Raw genomic sequence first — 16,326 nt, forward strand, 5'->3', positions numbered from 1 at the left:
GCAGCGCCGGCTCAGGCCCGGCACCTCCCCCTGGTCAATCCTGCTTCTGGACTAGGCTGTCACGCAGCCTGGTGATGCTGTCGCGTAGCGCCTTGGCTTCGTCCGACTTCTCGCAGAAGGTGTGGCGGTACCATTCCGGCGTCTGCTTCGCCTTCTCGGCCAGGGCGCGGCCCTGCTCCGTCAGCTGGATGCGCACCTGCCGCTCATCCGTCGTGTCCCGCACCCGCTGCACCAGCCCGGCCGCCTGCAACCGCTTCAGCAGCGGCGTCAGCGTGCTGGATTCCAGGAACAACCGGTCGCCGATGCTGCCGACCGTCTGGTTGTCCTCGGACCAGAGCACCACCATCACCAAATACTGGGGATAGGTCAGGCCAAGCTTCTCCATCAGCGGCTTGTTGGCGCGCTGGATGGCATGGGCTGCGGAATGCACGGCGAAGCAAAGCAGATCGTCGAGGTTGGCAGGTTTCTCGGTCATGGCTTTCATCCTGAGGGTTAAGCGTCCGGCCGTCCATATTGTATCGTACGCGACTAAATAGTGCAATATGTTGTCGCATGGCAGGTATGCGGAATGAATAGTCGCGCGCGATGCAATCGCGGCGTATCTACTCCTCAACAGCCCGGCACCTCCGGGTCAACCGGCTAAAGCCAAGGATCACCACCATGTCCGCTCTCCGCACCCTGCTCGCCGCCACCGCCCTTCTCGGTGCCGCCTCCGCCGCCGCTTCCGCCGCGCCGCTGGCCGTCATCAACCAGGGTGAGAGCTTCGCCGTCGAATACGCCCCCGGCTATGCCGGCAACATCGTCGGCGGTGGCTTTGTCCGCCTCGAAGGCAACAACCGCAGCCTGCGCATCATCCACGAGGATCCCAGCTTCGCCCGCCGGGCCGCCGGCATCCCCGTCTTCACCGGCGGCTCCGAAGGCAATGTCGCCTACCTTCCCGTCGGCAGCGCCAACAGCTCCCTCGCCGCCCGCTGACCTGAGGCAGGCCCCGCCACTGGGCGGGGCCCTCCCCCTTGAGGAACCCTGCTGATGCCGACGATCACCACCACCGATGGCGTTCAGATCCATTACAAGGACTGGGGCGCCGGGCAACCGGTTGTCTTCAGCCATGGCTGGCCGCTGAATGCCGATGCCTGGGAGGACCAGATGGTCTTCCTCGCTTCCCACGGCTTCCGCGCCATCGCGCATGACCGCCGTGGCCATGGCCGCTCCAGCCAGCCCTGGGACGGCAACGACATGGACCACTACGCCGACGACCTGGCGGCGGTGATCGAGCAGCTGGGCCTGCGCGACGCCATCCTGGTGGGCCATTCCACCGGTGGCGGCGAGGTCGCCCGCTATATCGGCCGCCACGGCACGGCGCGGGTGGCCAAGGCGGTGCTGGTGGGCGCCGTGCCGCCGCTGATGCTGCGCACGCCGGCCAATCCGGGCGGCCTGCCCATCGAGGTCTTCGACGGCATCCGCGCCGGCGTGGCCGCCGACCGCTCGCAGTTCTTCAAGGACCTGACAATCCCCTTCTATGGCGCCAACCGGGAAGGCGCCGCGGTCTCCCAGGGCCTGCGCGATGCCTTCTGGTTCCAGGGCATGCAGGGCGGGCTGAAGAACGAGCTGGATTCCATCAAGGCCTTTTCCGAGACCGACTTCACGGAAGACCTGAAGTGCTTCGACATTCCCACCCTGCTGATCCATGGCGATGACGACCAGATCGTGCCGATCGACGCCTCCGCCCGCGCTGCCGCCAAGCTGATCCCGGATGCCGTGCTCAAGGTCTATCCCGGCGGCTCCCATGGATTGGCCGCGACGCACAAGGACCAGCTGAATGCCGACCTCCTGGCCTTCGCCAGGGGCTGACGCCCTCCCCCTCACCGCAATCGCCGCGTGCCTCCCCCTCCCCCGCGCGCGGCGCCATGGCCGGCGGCTCCCCCGCCGCCGGCCAGCCTCTTCCGGCGGGTCTGCGGCGCATCACTGACAGGTGCCTTCATGCGAGACGACCCGACCCTGGCCTGGCCCGAATATCTGCGCGCCTGGCTCGATGCCCTGCGTTACCATCCCGAGCAGCATAATCTCCGGGGCTCCCGGCATGCCGAGGCCACCAGTGCCGAGGCCTCGCGGGACCGCGGGCCGCCGGCGCAACAGGGCGGCGCGGCCTGACCGCAAAGCTGCCCTGCCCTGTGAAACGGCCACGCCTCAGCCGCGTTACGCCCCCGGCGAGTGATGGAGGAATGGCAGAGCCATGGCGGAGCGGGGGACAACAGTGAGCGAGGCGGTTGCCGATACTCGCACGATGCAGGCGGCGGTCCTGGCCGGCCCTGGGCAGATCCGGGTGGAAGACGTGGCGCGGCCGGAACCCGGCCCGGGCCAGTTGCGCATCCGCCTGGAAGGCTGCGGCGTCTGCGCCTCCAACCTGACGCCCTGGGAAGGGCCGGAATGGATGCGGTTCCCCACCCCGCCCGGCGACCTGGGCCATGAAGGCTGGGGCATCGTGGATGCGCTGGACGAGGGCGTGGTCGGCTTCTCGGTCGGCGACCGCGTCGCCGCCCTTTCCTACAAGAGCTATGCCGAATACGACCTGGCGGAGCAGGACAATGTCGTCCGCCTGCCCGAGTCCCTGGCCGGCCAGCCCTTCCCGGGCGAGCCGCTGGGCTGCGCCATGAACATCTTCCGCCGCGCTGGCGTCGAGGCGGGGCAGACCGTCGCCATCATCGGCATCGGCTTCCTGGGCGCCATCCTGACGCGGCTGGCCACCGATGCCGGGGCACGGGTCATCGCCATCTCCCGCCGCCCCTTCTCGCTGAACCTCGCGAAGCGCATGGGCGCCGCCGAGGTGATCCCGATGGAGGACCACCACGCCATCATCGAGCAGGTGAAGACCCTGACCGGCGGCCAGTTCTGCGACCGGGTCATCGAGGCCGTGGGCAAGCAATGGCCGCTGGACCTCGCCGGGGAACTGACGCGGGAACGCGGGCGGCTGATCGTCGCCGGCTATCACCAGGACGGCCCGCGCCAGGTGAACATGTGGCTGTGGAACTGGCGCGGCATCGACGTGATCAACGCGCATGAGCGCGACCCCAAGGTCTATATGGCCGGCATCCGCGAGGCGGTGGAGGCCGTGGCTTCCGGCCGGCTGGACCCCAGCGGGCTCTATACCCATCGCTTCCCGCTTTCTCGGCTGGACGAGGCGCTGAACGCCACCCGCGACCGGCCCGACGGCTTCCTCAAGGCGCTGGTGACCTTCCCATGAGCGACGCGATGACCGCAGCCCCTGCCGCCGCCGCGCAGCGCAGCCGCCCGCGCCTGGGCTTCCTGGGTGTCGGCTGGATCGGCCGCCACCGCATGCAGGCCATCCTGGAGGAAGGCCATGCCGAGGCCGCCGCCATCGCCGATGCCTCGCCCGAGATGGTGGCGGAGGCGCTGAAGCTGGCGCCCGGCGCCCAGGCGGTGGACTCGCTGGATGCCATGCTGGAGGCGGGCGTCGATGGCGTGGTGATCGCCACCCCCAGCGCGCTCCATGCCGAGCAATCCATCCGCGCCCTGCAACACGGCGTGGCCGTCTTCTGCCAGAAGCCGCTGGGCCGCACTGCCGACGAGGCCCGCGCCGTGGTCGATGCCGCCCGCCGCGCCGATCGGCTGCTGGCGGTGGACCTGTCCTACCGCTTCACCGACGGCATGCGCCGCATCCGCGAGGTGGTGCAATCCGGCGAGCTGGGCCGGATCTATGCGGTGGACCTCGTCTTCCACAATGCCTACGGACCGGACAAGCCGTGGTTCTACGACCCCGCGCTCTCCGGCGGCGGCTGCGTCATGGATCTCGGCGTGCATCTGGTGGACCTGGCGCTCTGGACGCTGGATTTCCCCGGCGTCGCCAATGTCCAGGGCACGCTCTTCGCGGGCGGGGAACCGCTGGGCGGCCGGCCGGACAAGGTGGAGGACTATGCCCTGGCCACGGTGGCGCTGGAGGGTGGCACGGCGGTGCAGCTGGCCTGTTCCTGGCGCCTGCAGGCGGGGCAGGATGCGGTGATCTCGGCCGCCTTCTACGGCACCGAGGGTGGCGTGGCGCTACGCAACGTCAATGGCTCCTTCTACGACTTCACCGCAGAGCGCTTCCGCGGCACCGCGCGCGAAATCCTCGCGACGCCGCCGGATGCCTGGGGCGGGCGTGCCGCCGCCGACTGGGCGGCGCGGCTGGCCTCCGGCGCGCGCTTCGACCCGGCGGCGGAGCGGCTGGTGGAGGTCTCCGCGGTGCTGGACCGCATCTACGGCCGCTGAAGCCCCAACCTTTCCCCGGGTCGGGCGCTAGAACCGGTGCGGCGGACCCTGGCCGCACCGGACCCGAAGAAGGATGCACCATGACCGATGACACGCTGCCCACCCCGGCCTCCCGTGGCGAGATGCAGGCCCGGCTGGACCTCAGCCTCGGCCGCGCCGTCTCGCTCCGCAGCATGGCGCGCGCCACGCCGGAAGGGCTGATGTCGGTGGGCGTGCTGGTGTCGCTGATCCTGCTGTCCACCGCCGTGCTGGTGCGCGCCGCCAAGCGGCCGGGGCGGTAGCGGCGGGCCGCCAGCGCGGCCCGCCTCGGAGCCTCAGGACTTGGCCAGCCCCGCCGCCTTCATGGCGGTGCCCATGGCCGCGTCGGTCTCGGCCATCACCTTGCCGAAGCCGGCGCCATCGCCCCAGTCCATGCCGAAGCCGCGCGACTTCATGAAGTCCGAATATTCGGCGGACTTGTAGACGCGCTCCAGCGCGCCGGTCAGCGTGCTGGCGATCTCCGGCGGCAGCTTCAGCGGCGCGCCGATGCCGCGCCAGACGGCGGTCTGGTAATCCACGCCCAGGCTTTCCTTCAGCGTCGGGATATCCGGGAACTGCGGGTCGCGTTGCTGCGCCATGATGGCCAGGCTGCGGGCGCGGCCGGCATCCAGCATGGCCCGCGCCTCGGGGATCGAGCAGGGCACGATGTCGATGCCGCCAGCCACGAGGTCCTGCATGCCCGGCGCTGCGCCGTTGGAAGGCACCCAGCGCACATGGTCCGGCTTCAGCCCCATGGCCTGCAGCCAGCCCACCAGCGCCAGGTGCCAGATGCCGCCCTGGCCGGTGCCGGAAGCCTTCAGCTTGCCCGGCGGGCTGTTCTTGATGCCCTCCGCCAGCGCCTTGATGTCCTTGTAGGGGGAGGATGCGCTGACCTGCACGCCGGGCGCGTCGCGGTTCATCAGCCCCAGCGGGGTGTAGTTGGCATAGGTCAGTTCCGTCAGGCCCTGCCAGTGCATCATGGTGATTTCCACCGTGATGATGCCGATGCTGTAGCCATCCGGCGCGGCGGTGGCGATGGCGCTGTGGCCCACCACGCCGGAACCGCCGGTGCGGTTCACCACGTTCACCGGCTGGCCCAGTTCCTTTTCCAGCAGGGCAGCGATGATGCGGGCGGTGGCATCGGTGCCGCCGCCGGCGCCCCAGGGCACGATCATCTGCAAGGGGCGGGCGGGGTAGCGGGCCTGCGCCAGCGCCGGGCGGGCCAGCGTCGCCGCCCCGGCCAGGGCCGCGGTGGTGGCGAGAATGCCGCGGCGGGACATCGGGTTCATGGATCGTCTCCTGTTGGCTCCGGCTTTCGTGCCGGTTTGGCTGAGAAGTATGGACAAACTTTAAGGGGGCGAACAAGGCCGCAGCGTGGCGGCCTTGCCCGGGGGCTTCAGCCGCGCTGCGGCGCCACCCGCCGTGCCGCCGTGCGCCGCAGAATCCAGGCCACCACCGGCCAGAGCAGCGCGCCGGCCGTGATGGCCGCCAGCACCGCCGAGATCGGCCGTTCGATGAAGGGCATCAGGCTGTTGTCGGATTTGATGAGGGAGGTGACGAAGCTCTGCTCCACCATCGTGCCCATGACGATGCCGAGCACCATGGCCGCCACGGGATAGCCGTTGCGCTCCATCACGTAGCCCACCACGCCGAAGAAGGCGACCAGCAGCACCGCGAAGAGGTTGTTGCCGGTGGCGAAGGCACCCACGGCGCAGAGCAGCAGGATGATCGGCATGATGGAGGCGCGCGGCGCCCGCAGCACCGTGGCGGCGACGCGGATCATGATGATGCCCAGCGGGATCATGATGATATTGGCCAGGATGAAGATGATGTAGAGCGCGTACATGCTGGAGGCGCGCTCCGTGAAGAGCGTCGGCCCCGGGTTCAGCCCCTTCATGTAGAGCACGCCGATGGCGATGGCGGTGATGGTGTCGCCGGGGATGCCGAAGAGCAGCGCCGGCACCCAGCCGCTGGCCAGCGAGGCATTGTTGCTGGCGCCCGATTCGACCAGCCCCTCCGGATGGCCGGTGCCGAATTTCTGCGGCTCCTTCGAGAAGCGCTTGGACATGGCGTAGCTGACCCAGGCCGCCATATCCGCGCCGGCGCCCGGCAGCACGCCGATGATGATGCCGACGATATTGCCGCGCCACATCGGCCACTGGTAGCGCTTCGTGAGCGACCATTGCCCGGCCAGGATGCTGCCGAAGCGGCGGCGTGGCAGCGGCGGCGGCTCCGCCTCGGCCAGGGCGCGCATCACCTGCGACACGGCGAAGACACCCACCAGCGCCGGCAGCGGCTCAATGCCGCCGAGCAGGTCGGTCATGCCGAAGGTGAAGCGGGGCGTGCCGGCCGGATTCTCCATGCCGACGCAGGCGAAGAGCAGCCCCAGCAGCATCGAGGCGATCGCCTTCACAGGCGAGGAACGGGCGACCAGCGTGGCGCACATCAGGCCCAGCAGCGCCAGCCAGAAATACTCGAAGGTGGAGAAGTTCAGCGCCACCTCGGCCAGGGCCGGCGCCATCAGCAGCAACGCCAGCGTGCCGACGATGCCGCCGATGGCGCTGAACCACAGGCCGGTGCCGAGCGCCAGTTCCGCCTGCCCCTTGCGCGTCATGGCATAGGATTCGTCGGTATAGGCGGCCGAGGCGGGCGTGCCGGGGATGCGCAGCAGGCAGCCCGGGATGTCGCCGGAGAAGATGGCCATGGCGGAGGAGGTGATGATGGTCGCCACCGCCGCGATGGGCGAAAGGTAGAAGGTGACGGGTACCAGCAGCGCGGTCGCCATGGTGGCGGAAAGGCCGGGCAGCGACCCCACCACCAGCCCGTAGATGGCCGAGGCCAGGATGGCGATGAGCACATCCATCTGGCCCACCATGCGGAAGGCTTCGAGAAGGTCTGTCATGGCGTCACCACGGCATCGCCAGGAGGCCGTCGGGCAGCGGCACCCGCAGCAGCTTGAAGAAGACCAGGTGGATGCCGAGCGGCGCCAGCACCGCCAGCGGCACCGCCAGACGCCACCGCGCACCCATGGCCAGGGACACCGCCAGTGTGATCGCCGCCGCCGTCAGCACGAAGCCCAGGTGCTCCACCGCCAGCATGTAGAAGATCAGCAGCAGCGGCGGCAGGAAGGCGCGCCATTCCGCGAAGCGCGGCGGCTGCGGCACGGCCTGGCCCGGCTCGGCAGGCACGACCTCCTCCGGGGCCTCGAAGCTGTGGCCGATACCCAGCGCGATCATGGCGCCGCAGAGGATCAGCCCGCATCCGATGATCATCGGAAAGACGCTTGGCCCCACATCCTGCCCGGGCACGCCCGGCTGCAACGAGGCGCCATAAGCGGTCACGCCCCCCAGCGCGACCAGGCATGCCCCGGTGACTCGATCCGATAAATGCAACGCCCCGTTCCCTTTCCTCAGGCTACGGGCTTCGACGCGGGCTCTTCGCCCCCGCACGTGCCCGCTGTTCTCTGCCATCGCGGCCTTCACCGCGGTTCTTGGACCTTTGTGGCGGAACAAGTGTGCTGACCGAAGAACGATCCGGTCAAGCACCCAGGGCGCGGGCGGCGCGGCGGGGCGGAAATGCGGTGCGCCTGATGCAACAGCCCCGGCGGCGGGGCGTTCGCGCCCCAGGGGGTGCGGCGGGTCCCGCCGCGCCCGGTGCAGCGCATGAGGTGGCAAGATGGCGGAAACGGTCGGCGACTTCTTCTGGCGGCGCCTGTCGGACTGGGGCGTGAAGCGCGTCTTCGGCTATCCGGGCGACGGCATCAACGGCCTGGTCGGCGCCCTGGACCGGGCACGGGACCAGGTCCAGTTCGTGCAGGCGCGGCATGAGGAGATGGCCGCCTTCATGGCCGGCGCCCATGCCAAGTTCACCGGCGAGGTGGGCGTCTGCCTCGCCACCTCCGGCCCCGGCGCCATCCACCTGCTGAACGGGCTCTATGACGCGCGGCTGGACCATATGCCGGTGCTGGCCATCGTCGGCCAGCAGGCGCGCGCGGCGCTGGGCGGGCATTACCAGCAGGAAGTGGACCTCGCCTCGCTGTTCAAGGACGTGGCCGGTGCCTTCGTGCAGCAGGTCAGCGTGCCGGCGCAGGTGCGCCACCTGATCGACCGCGCCATGCGCACCGCCATGGCCGAGCGCCGCATCACCTGCATCATCGTGCCCAACGACATCCAGGAGCTGGAGGCGGTGCCGGTGCCGCCGCATGAGCATGGCACGGTGCATTCCGGCGTGGGCTATGCGCGCCCCTCCATCCTGCCCACCCAACCGCAGCTGCAACAGGCGGCGGATGTGCTGAATGCCGGCAAGAAGGTCGCCATGCTGGTCGGCGCCGGGGCGCTGGAGGCGACGGATGCGGTGACCGCGGTGGCGGAGCGGCTGGGCGCCGGCGTCGCCAAGGCGCTGCTGGGCAAGGCGGCGCTGCCGGACGACCTGCCCTTCGTCACCGGCTCCATCGGGCTGCTGGGCACCGAGCCGAGCTGGGACATGATGCAGGAATGCGACACGCTGCTGATGGTGGGCAGCGGCTTTCCGTATTCCGAGTTCCTGCCCAAGGAAGGCCAGGCGCGCGGCGTGCAGATCGACCTGAAGCCGGACATGCTGAGCCTGCGCTACCCGATGGAGGTGAACCTCCATGGCGACAGCCGCGCCACGCTGGAAGCCCTGCTGCCGCTGCTGAAGCCGAAGGAGGATGCCTCCTGGCGCCAGCGCATCGAGAAGAATATCGCCGCCTGGTGGAAGAAGACCGAGGCGCGCGCCATGCAGCCGGCCGAGCCGCTGAACCCGCAGCGGGTCTTCTGGGACCTCTCCCCCCGGTTGCCGGAGCGCTGCATCATCGCGGGCGACAGCGGCTCCCACACCAACTGGTATGCGCGGGACGTGAAGCTGCGGCGGGGCATGATGGCCTCGCTTTCCGGCGGGCTGGCCACCATGGGCTCGGGCGTTCCCTATGCCATCGGCGCCAAGTTCGCCTATCCGGAACGGCCGGTGCTGGCGATCTGCGGCGATGGCGCCATGCAGATGAACGGCATGGCGGAGCTGATCACCATCGCCAAGTACTGGAAGGAATGGGCCGACCCGCGGCTGGTGGTGCTGGTGCTGAACAACCGCGACCTCAACCAGGTGACCTGGGAGCAGCGGGTGATGGCGGGGGACCCGAAGTTCCTTGGCTCGCAAAGCCTGCCGGACGTGCCCTATCACAAATTCGCCGAGCTGATCGGGCTGCGCGGCATCTTCGTGGACAACCCGGACCATGTGGCCGGCGCGTGGGAACAGGCCTTCGCCGCCGACCGCCCGGTGGTGCTGGAAGCCTATGCCGACCCCAACGTGCCGCCGCTGCCGCCGCATATCACGCTGAAGCAGGCGCGGGCCTTCGCATCCTCCATGTTCGGGGAGCCGGAGCTGGGCAGCGTCATCGGCAATACCGCGCGGCAGGTACTGGCTTCCGTCATGCCGGGCGGTTCCGGCAAGCCCTGAACAGGACAGCGCGGGGTGCCGCAGCGGCGCCTGCCGCGCGGCGCTGCCGGGCCGCTTCAAGCGCTTCGTGGCCTGAGCTGCCGGGGTGTCCGATTCGGGCACGTGGGCAGCCAGGCGGCGGAGCGGGGGCAACATCCAGGGGCACGGCGCGTTCTACCCCTCAGTTGTCTTCACACAGGAGATGCCCCCCATGAGCGGATTCTTTTCCGGCCGGTCCGGCGGTGGCCTCGCCGGCGGCCTGCCGAATGGCGTGAAGCTGGCCGCGATCGCCTTTCTGATCCACCAGTTGATGAAACAGCGGGGCGCCGAGGCGCAGACACCCGGCGGCGTGGCGCAGCACCCCGCCGGCGCGCAGCACCAGGGCGGCGGTGGCCTGGGCGAGATCCTGGGCAGCCTGCTCGGCGGCGCGGGCGGCGGCGGCACAACGGGCGGCACTGCCGGAGGCGGGCTGGGCGGCCTGCTGGGTGGTGGTGGCGCCGGTGGCCTGGGCGGCCTGCTCGGCGGGCTGCCGGGCATGCTCGGCGGCATGCGCGGCCGGGGCCTGAGCCAGCAGGTGGATTCCTGGGTTTCCCCCAACGAGAACCAGCCGGTCTCCGCCCAGGATCTGGAGCGGCATTTCGACCCGCAGGAACTGGATGAGGCGGCGCGGGAGGCCGGCACCGACCGCGCCAGCCTGCTGGAGGAGCTGCGCCAAGTGCTGCCCCAGTTCGTGGACCGCATGACACCCAACGGCACCCTGCCGCAGCCGGGCGCCGAGCCTCAGGGCGGCGGCGGCAACGGCGACCTTGGCAATGTCATGAACGATATCCTGCGCGGCAAACGCTGACGCGCGCTAGTCCTTCGCCGCCCGCCAGAAGGCCTCGGCCACCGGGGACTGGCGGCGGCGCGGGCGAAAGAGGCGGATCTCCACCGGCACGGCATGGCCCGCCTCGCCCGCCTCCAGCAGGCGGCCGGCGGCGAGGTCCTCTGCCGCCAGACTGGCCGGCAGCCAAGCGATGCCCTGGCCCTGCCGCGCCATGGTCAGCAGCGCCGCCGCCAGGGGCGAGGTGAAGATCGCTTCCAGCGCCGGCCGCTGCGTCGCCTCCAAGATGCGGCCGAGGCCGGAAGGCGCGCTATAGGCCAGCAGCCGTGCCGGCCCCGCCGGGAGGCGCCAGCGCGGCAGGCCGCCGGCATCGGGCGCCGAGAGCGGCAGCAGCCGGTCATGCCCCACCACCACACTGTCGAAAGCCTCCGGCGCGAAGCGGGCCGGCGCCGCAGGGTGGTGGTGGCACAGCAGGAAGTCGGCATCCCCCGCCAGCAGGATGCGCTCGCAGGCCGCCATGCTGTCGGAAACGAGGTTCAGCGTGCCCAGCGTCTCCAGCGGTGCATGGGCGCGCACCCAGCCGGGGAAGAAGGTGAAGGACAGCGCATGGGTGGCGGCGATGGTCAGCGCCGCCCCTTCCCGCCCCGCCGCTGCCAGGGCGCCGCGCCGCATCTGCTGCAGGTTGCGCACCAGCGCCCCGGCCTGTTCCCGCAGGTATTCCCCCGCCGCGTTCAGCGCCACGCCCTGTGGCGAGCGCAGCACCAGCGGCGTGCCCACCCAGGCTTCCAGCGCCTGGATGCGGCGGCTGAAAGCGGGCTGCGTCACGTTCCGCGCCGCCGCCGCGCGGGAGAAGTTGCGGTGCTCGGCCAGGGCCAGGAAATCCTCCAGCCAGTTCAGCTCCATGGCCGATGCCGGATCTGCATGATGAACCTCGATATTGGCATTGGGCAGCGTGCCGCGACGATCCTATCCGGGGCACCAGCCGTGCGACAGCGCCCGGCGGCAGCGAAGGGAAAGCCCATGCGGATCGTCGATGTCTGCGAGATCACCCAGCCGATCGCCTCGCCGATCCGCAATGCCTATATCGACTTCACCAAGATGACGACGAGCCTTGTCGCGGTGGTGACGGACGTGGTGCGGGACGGCCGCCGCGTGGTGGGCTACGGCTTCAATTCCAACGGCCGCTACGGCCAGGGCGGGCTGATCCGCGAGCGGTTCCGCGACCGCATCCTGGAAGCCGCGCCCGAGAGCCTGCGTGACGATGCGCGCGACAACCTCGACCCCGGCAAGGTCTGGGCGGCGATGATGCGCAACGAGAAGCCGGGCGGGCATGGCGAACGCTCGGTGGCCGTGGGCACGCTGGACATGGCGGTCTGGGACGCCGTGGCGAAGATCGAGGGCAAGCCGCTCTTCCGCCTGCTGGCCGAGCGCCACGGGCGGGAAGCCGACCCGCGCGTCTTCGTCTATGCCGCCGGCGGCTACTATTATCCCGGCAAGGAGAATGGCGCGCTGCGGGCCGAGATGCGCGGCTATCTCGACCGCGGCTACAACGTCGTGAAGATGAAGATCGGCGGCGCCTCGGTCGCCGAGGACCGCGCGCGGATCGAGGCGGTGCTGGCTGAGATCGGCAGCGAGGCGCGACTGGCCGTCGACGCCAATGGCCGCTTCGACCTCGAGACCGCCATCGCCCATGCCAAGATGCTGCGGGACTACCCGCTCTTCTGGTACGAGGAAGCCGGGGACCCGCTGGACTACGCGCTGCAGGCCGCGCTTGCGGAATTCTACCCGAACCCGATGGCCACGGGGGAAAACCTCTTCTCGCACCAGGATGCGCGCAACCTGCTGCGTTATGGCGGCATGCGGCCGGACCGCGACTGGCTGCAATTCGACTGCGCCCTCTCCTACGGCCTGGTGGAATACCTGCGGACGCTGGAGGTGCTGCGGCAGTTCGGCTGGTCGCCCTCCCGCTGCATCCCGCATGGCGGACACCAGATGTCGCTGAACATCGCGGCGGGGCTCGGCCTCGGCGGCAATGAAAGCTACCCGGACCTCTTCCAGCCCTATGGCGGCTTCCCGGACGGCGTGCGCGTGGAAGACGGGCATATCACCATGCCGGACCTGCCGGGCATCGGCTTCGAGGGGAAGTCCGACCTGATCAAGGTGATGCGCGAACTGGCGGAGTAGGAAGGCCTGGGAGAAGGCATTCCCCAGCTCGGCGCTGCCGCGGCATCTGGCGGACCCGAGGAAAAAAGATGGGGTCAGGGGAATTCATTCCCCGGCCTTCCCCCACCTCTGGCTTCGCCGCCGCAGGGCAGGCCTCAGGAGCCAACCCGCGGTGGTCCGGCGGCGTTAAAGGGGGTCAGCGTCGGAACCACGCCTTTGTCTCCTGCTCCCCTGCCGCCCGCCGGTTCTTTCTTCGGCCGCCTCGGGCGGCGTGTCTTTTCCCGCCGTTCCCGCCCTGTGCTGGCTGCCGCCGTGCTGCTGGGCCTTCTCGCGCTGGGCAGCGGCACCGCCAGTTGGCTGGCCTCCCGCCGGGGCCATGCCGCCGCTGAGATCGCCAATGCCCATGTGCTGGCGGCCGAGGCGCTGCTCTCCGCCATGAAGGATATCGAGACCGCGCAGCGCGGCTTCGTGCTGGTGGGCGACGAAAGCTTCCTGGAACCCTACCGGCGTGGCCGCGCCAGCATCGGGGACCTGCTGCCCCGGCTGGAGGGTGATGGGCTGCCCGCCGGGCGGCTGCGGGAACTGGCCATGGACAGGATCGACTGGGCCGAGCGCTCCATCGCCACCCGCCGCAGCCAGGGCATGGCCGCCGCCATCCGCGAAATCGAGACGCGGGAAGGCAAGGCGGCCATGGATGCCTTCCGGGCGGAGGTGGAGGCGGTGCAGGCGCAGACCCGGGCGGCGCAGCTTGAACGCGCCGCCGCCGGGGCACGCCGGGCCGGCTGGCTGGCGGGGCTGGGGCTGGTGGCGCTGCTGCTCTCGGGGCTTTCGCTGGCGCTTTACGCCCTGGCTTGGCGGCGGGCGGAGCGGCGGGCCTCGGCGCTGCTGGACGGGGTGATGGAACATGCCCCGGTGGGCCTTGGCTTCCTCGACCGCCGGCTGCGGCTGGACCATGCCAACAAGGCGCTGGTCGACCTGGGGGAGCGGGTGCTGGGCGCCGTGGGCGACACGCTGCCAGAGGAGGTGCGGCGGCAGATCGAGCCCCGCGTGGCCGAGGTGCTGCGCAGCGGCCGCGCGGAGAGCAATGTGGAAGTGGTGGTGCCGCCCGCGTCCGGCCGCCCGTCGCGGCAGTTGCAGATGGGCTTCTTTCCCCTGGGCGGGCATGTGGAGGGCATCGGCGTCGCCGCCATGGACGTGACGGCGCGCAACCGCCTGGAGGCCCGGCTGCGGCGCAGCGAGGCGCGGCTGCGGATGATCGTCGATTCCGTGCCGCAGCAGGCCTGGATGACGGACGAGAATGGCGAGGTGCAGTGGTACAACCGCCGCTGGTACGAATTCACCGGCGGCACGCCAGAGGACATGAAGGGCTCCGGCTGGCAGAAAGTGCACCACCCGGAATACATGGAGGGCGTGGTGAGCCGCTTCCGCGCCGCCATCGCCGCCGGCGAGGCCTGGGAGGATACCTTTCCGCTGCGTGGCGCGGATGGGCAGTACCGCTGGTTCCTGTCCCGCGCCCTGCCGCTGCGGGAGCCGCCGGACGAGGAATTCCCCGAAGGGCGGCTGATCGGCTGGTTCGGCACCAATACCGACATCACCGAGATGCGCGCGGCGGAGGAGGCGCTGACGGCTGCCAAGGCGGCGGCCGAGGATGCCAACATGGCCAAGAGCCAGTTCATCGCCAACATGAGCCATGAGCTGCGCACGCCGCTTTCCGCCGTGATCGGCTATTCCGAGATGCTGGAGGAAGAGGCCGAGGACCTGGACGGCGGCGAGAGCTTCCGCGAGGACCTGGCCAAGATCAATTCCAATGCGCGCCACCTGCTGTCCCTGATCAACGACGTGCTGGACCTGTCGAAGATCGAGGCGGGAAAGATGGAGGTGCAGCCGGAGGATTTCGACACCGGCGCGCTGCTGCGCGAGGTCGCCTCCACCGTCGAGGCGCTGGTGGCCAAGAAGGACAACCGGCTGGAGCTGGAGATCGCGCCCGGCCTGCCGGAGATGCATTCCGACCCAGTGAAGCTGCGGCAATGCCTGTTCAACCTGCTGGGCAATGCCGCCAAGTTCACCGAGGGCGGGCGCATCACCCTGTCCGCCCGGCCCGAGCCGGGGCGGGAGGGCTGGATCGTCTTCCGCGTCAGCGATACCGGCATCGGCATGACGCCGGAGCAGATCGAGCGGCTGTTCCAGCGCTTCAGCCAGGCCGACAGCACCACCACCCGCCGCTTCGGAGGCACCGGGCTGGGGCTGGCCATCACCAAGGCCTTCGTCTCCATGCTGGGCGGCCGGGTGGAGGTGGAGAGCACGCCCGGCCAGGGCACCAGCTTCACCATCCGCCTGCCCGCCGATATCCGCCAGGAGCGGGTGGAAGAGGATGACCTCGCCGTGCAGGTGGGCGAGGCCGCCGTGGATGCCACCCTGCCGCCCGAGGAGCGGCGCGACGGCCTGGTGCTGGTGATCGACGACGATGCCGCGACGCGGGAACTGCTGATGCGCTTCCTGACGCGGGAGGGCTTCGTGGTGCGCGCGGCCCCCGATGGGCAGACCGGGCTGCGGCTGGCGCGCGAGTTGCGCCCCGATGCCATCCTGCTGGATGTGATGATGCCGCGCCTCGATGGCTGGGGCGTGCTCTCCGCCCTGAAGGCGGAGCCGGAGCTGGCGGATACGCCGGTGGTGATGGTGACGGTGGTGCAGGAGCGCGGCCTCGCCTTCTCCCTCGGCGCCGCCGACTATCTGAACAAGCCGGTGGAATGGAGCCGGCTGAAGCGGGTGCTGGACCGCTACCGCGCCCAGCCCGCCCCTGGCACCGCGCTGCTGGTGGAGCATGACGAGGCCCAGCGCGCCGAGCTGCGCCAGTTGCTGGAGCGCGAGGGCTGGGCGGTGGAAGAAGCGGCCGACCGCCGCGCCGCCCTGGCCCGCATGGCCACCGAGCCCCGCCCCGCCCTGCTGCTGGTGGAGGTGCATGGCGCCGATGGCGGCGACGGCTTCGCGCTGATCCGCGAGTTGCGGGCACGCGCGGAATGGAGCGCGCTGCCCATCGTCGCCCTCACCGATGGCGAGGTGGAGGAGGCCGAGATGCGCCAGCTCCGCAGCAAGGTGCATGGCGTGATGCCCGCCGAGGATGGCATCCCCGATGAGTTGGTGACCGAGCTGCGCCGCATCGCCGGCGCGGCACGCCCCCTCCATGTTTCCGCGACCGTCCAGGAAGGACAAGAGCCATGACGAAGATCCTGCTGGTCGAGGACCATGAGGAACTCTGGGATTTCCTGTCCCGCCGCCTGCGGCGGCGCGGCTTCGAGGTGGTGCTGGCGCATGACGGGCAGCAGGGCCTGGATGTGGCGAGGGCGGAGCGGCCCGATGTCATCCTGCTCGACATGAACCTGCCGGTGATGGATGGCTGGACCGTCGCCCGCACCCTGCGCGGGCAGGAGGATACCGCGCGCATGCCCATCATCGCGCTGACGGCGCATGCCATGTCCGGCGACCGCAGCAAGGTGATCGAGGCCGGCTGCGACGACTACCACCCGAAGCCGGTCGATTTCTCCCGCCTGCTGGGGCAGATCGACGCAGCGCTCGCGGCGCGGCAGGAACAGGGCTGAGGGGGCGGG

The 16,326-nt window shown here is 70.2% G+C and carries 16 protein-coding genes; 11 read left to right on the top strand and 5 right to left on the bottom strand.

The window, feature by feature from the left end:
* Nucleotides 1-34: 34 nt before the first annotated feature.
* On the bottom strand, nt 35-475 hold the full coding sequence (locus tag EBE87_RS01400) for a MarR family winged helix-turn-helix transcriptional regulator (protein WP_120638978.1): 441 nt from the start codon (nt 473-475) through the stop codon (nt 35-37).
* A gap of 185 nt (nt 476-660) precedes the next feature.
* Between EBE87_RS01400 and EBE87_RS01405 the strand changes: the two genes are divergently transcribed.
* From EBE87_RS01405 to EBE87_RS01425, 6 genes are all read left to right on the top strand, one after another.
* Nucleotides 661-975: a hypothetical protein gene (locus EBE87_RS01405; RefSeq protein ID WP_120638977.1), complete on the top strand. Its 315-nt coding sequence runs from the start codon at nt 661-663 to the stop codon at nt 973-975.
* A 54-nt stretch (nt 976-1,029) separates the two neighbouring features.
* Nucleotides 1,030-1,851, top strand: a complete 822-nt coding sequence (locus EBE87_RS01410) for an alpha/beta fold hydrolase (RefSeq protein WP_120638976.1) — start codon at nt 1,030-1,032, stop codon at nt 1,849-1,851.
* 129 nt (nt 1,852-1,980) lie between these two features.
* Entirely contained in the window at nt 1,981-2,151 is a 171-nt protein-coding gene (locus EBE87_RS28910) for a hypothetical protein (RefSeq protein WP_158600921.1), read from the top strand.
* Between the two features lie 82 nt (nt 2,152-2,233).
* Complete coding sequence (locus EBE87_RS01415) at nt 2,234-3,241, top strand: MDR/zinc-dependent alcohol dehydrogenase-like family protein (RefSeq protein WP_199707477.1); 1,008 nt, start codon at nt 2,234-2,236, stop codon at nt 3,239-3,241.
* Nucleotides 3,238-4,266 (top strand): Gfo/Idh/MocA family protein, encoded by a 1,029-nt coding sequence (locus EBE87_RS01420; RefSeq protein ID WP_120638975.1) that lies wholly within the window; start codon nt 3,238-3,240, stop codon nt 4,264-4,266. The genes EBE87_RS01415 and EBE87_RS01420 overlap by 4 nt, the downstream gene beginning before the upstream one ends.
* An 80-nt stretch (nt 4,267-4,346) precedes the next feature.
* Complete coding sequence (locus tag EBE87_RS01425; RefSeq protein WP_120638974.1) at nt 4,347-4,547, top strand: hypothetical protein; 201 nt, start codon at nt 4,347-4,349, stop codon at nt 4,545-4,547.
* Between the two features lie 33 nt (nt 4,548-4,580).
* On the opposite strand, the gene EBE87_RS01430 is transcribed toward EBE87_RS01425, so the two are convergent.
* From EBE87_RS01430 to EBE87_RS01440, 3 genes are all read right to left on the bottom strand, one after another.
* Nucleotides 4,581-5,573 carry a tripartite tricarboxylate transporter substrate binding protein gene (locus tag EBE87_RS01430; RefSeq protein ID WP_120638973.1) on the bottom strand — a complete coding sequence of 331 codons (993 nt, stop codon included), beginning with the start codon at nt 5,571-5,573 and terminating at the stop codon, nt 4,581-4,583.
* Between the two features lie 107 nt (nt 5,574-5,680).
* A complete protein-coding gene (locus tag EBE87_RS01435; RefSeq protein ID WP_120638972.1) occupies nt 5,681-7,186 on the bottom strand; it encodes a tripartite tricarboxylate transporter permease in 1,506 nt (501 codons plus the stop codon).
* Between the two features lie 4 nt (nt 7,187-7,190).
* Entirely contained in the window at nt 7,191-7,754 is a 564-nt protein-coding gene (locus tag EBE87_RS01440; protein ID WP_267898228.1) for a tripartite tricarboxylate transporter TctB family protein, read from the bottom strand.
* 205 nt (nt 7,755-7,959) lie between these two features.
* Here EBE87_RS01440 and EBE87_RS01445 point away from each other — a divergent pair, with 205 nt between their 5' ends.
* Complete coding sequence (locus tag EBE87_RS01445) at nt 7,960-9,756, top strand: thiamine pyrophosphate-requiring protein (protein ID WP_120638970.1); 1,797 nt, start codon at nt 7,960-7,962, stop codon at nt 9,754-9,756.
* Nucleotides 9,757-9,946: 190 nt separating this feature from the next.
* Entirely contained in the window at nt 9,947-10,582 is a 636-nt protein-coding gene (locus tag EBE87_RS01450) for a YidB family protein (protein WP_158611635.1), read from the top strand.
* Between the two features lie 6 nt (nt 10,583-10,588).
* Here the strand turns inward: EBE87_RS01450 and EBE87_RS01455 are convergent, their stop codons facing one another.
* Entirely contained in the window at nt 10,589-11,461 is an 873-nt protein-coding gene (locus tag EBE87_RS01455) for a LysR family transcriptional regulator (RefSeq protein WP_120638869.1), read from the bottom strand.
* Nucleotides 11,462-11,578: 117 nt separating this feature from the next.
* On the opposite strand from EBE87_RS01455, the gene EBE87_RS01460 reads away from it, so the two are divergent.
* From EBE87_RS01460 to EBE87_RS01470, 3 genes are all read left to right on the top strand, one after another.
* Nucleotides 11,579-12,742 carry a mandelate racemase/muconate lactonizing enzyme family protein gene (locus EBE87_RS01460; protein ID WP_120638868.1) on the top strand — a complete coding sequence of 388 codons (1,164 nt, stop codon included), beginning with the start codon at nt 11,579-11,581 and terminating at the stop codon, nt 12,740-12,742.
* Nucleotides 12,743-12,937: 195 nt separating this feature from the next.
* Entirely contained in the window at nt 12,938-15,940 is a 3,003-nt protein-coding gene (locus EBE87_RS01465) for a response regulator (protein ID WP_147426087.1), read from the top strand.
* Complete coding sequence (locus tag EBE87_RS01470) at nt 15,937-16,317, top strand: response regulator (protein WP_120638866.1); 381 nt, start codon at nt 15,937-15,939, stop codon at nt 16,315-16,317. Before EBE87_RS01465 ends, EBE87_RS01470 begins: the two co-directional genes overlap by 4 nt.
* Nucleotides 16,318-16,326 lie beyond the last annotated feature (9 nt).

Source organism: Teichococcus wenyumeiae, assembly GCF_003696345.1.
Lineage (GTDB): Bacteria > Pseudomonadota > Alphaproteobacteria > Acetobacterales > Acetobacteraceae > Pseudoroseomonas > Pseudoroseomonas wenyumeiae.

Coding starts and splice junctions, on each gene's coding strand:
- EBE87_RS01400 (WP_120638978.1), bottom strand. CDS start 475: ATGACCGAGAAACCTGCCAACCTCGACGATCTGCTTTGCTTCGCCGTG.
- EBE87_RS01405 (WP_120638977.1), top strand. CDS start 661: ATGTCCGCTCTCCGCACCCTGCTCGCCGCCACCGCCCTTCTCGGTGCC.
- EBE87_RS01410 (WP_120638976.1), top strand. CDS start 1,030: ATGCCGACGATCACCACCACCGATGGCGTTCAGATCCATTACAAGGAC.
- EBE87_RS28910 (WP_158600921.1), top strand. CDS start 1,981: ATGCGAGACGACCCGACCCTGGCCTGGCCCGAATATCTGCGCGCCTGG.
- EBE87_RS01415 (WP_199707477.1), top strand. CDS start 2,234: ATGGCGGAGCGGGGGACAACAGTGAGCGAGGCGGTTGCCGATACTCGC.
- EBE87_RS01420 (WP_120638975.1), top strand. CDS start 3,238: ATGAGCGACGCGATGACCGCAGCCCCTGCCGCCGCCGCGCAGCGCAGC.
- EBE87_RS01425 (WP_120638974.1), top strand. CDS start 4,347: ATGACCGATGACACGCTGCCCACCCCGGCCTCCCGTGGCGAGATGCAG.
- EBE87_RS01430 (WP_120638973.1), bottom strand. CDS start 5,573: ATGAACCCGATGTCCCGCCGCGGCATTCTCGCCACCACCGCGGCCCTG.
- EBE87_RS01435 (WP_120638972.1), bottom strand. CDS start 7,186: ATGACAGACCTTCTCGAAGCCTTCCGCATGGTGGGCCAGATGGATGTG.
- EBE87_RS01440 (WP_267898228.1), bottom strand. CDS start 7,754: ATGGCAGAGAACAGCGGGCACGTGCGGGGGCGAAGAGCCCGCGTCGAA.
- EBE87_RS01445 (WP_120638970.1), top strand. CDS start 7,960: ATGGCGGAAACGGTCGGCGACTTCTTCTGGCGGCGCCTGTCGGACTGG.
- EBE87_RS01450 (WP_158611635.1), top strand. CDS start 9,947: ATGAGCGGATTCTTTTCCGGCCGGTCCGGCGGTGGCCTCGCCGGCGGC.
- EBE87_RS01455 (WP_120638869.1), bottom strand. CDS start 11,461: ATGGAGCTGAACTGGCTGGAGGATTTCCTGGCCCTGGCCGAGCACCGC.
- EBE87_RS01460 (WP_120638868.1), top strand. CDS start 11,579: ATGCGGATCGTCGATGTCTGCGAGATCACCCAGCCGATCGCCTCGCCG.
- EBE87_RS01470 (WP_120638866.1), top strand. CDS start 15,937: ATGACGAAGATCCTGCTGGTCGAGGACCATGAGGAACTCTGGGATTTC.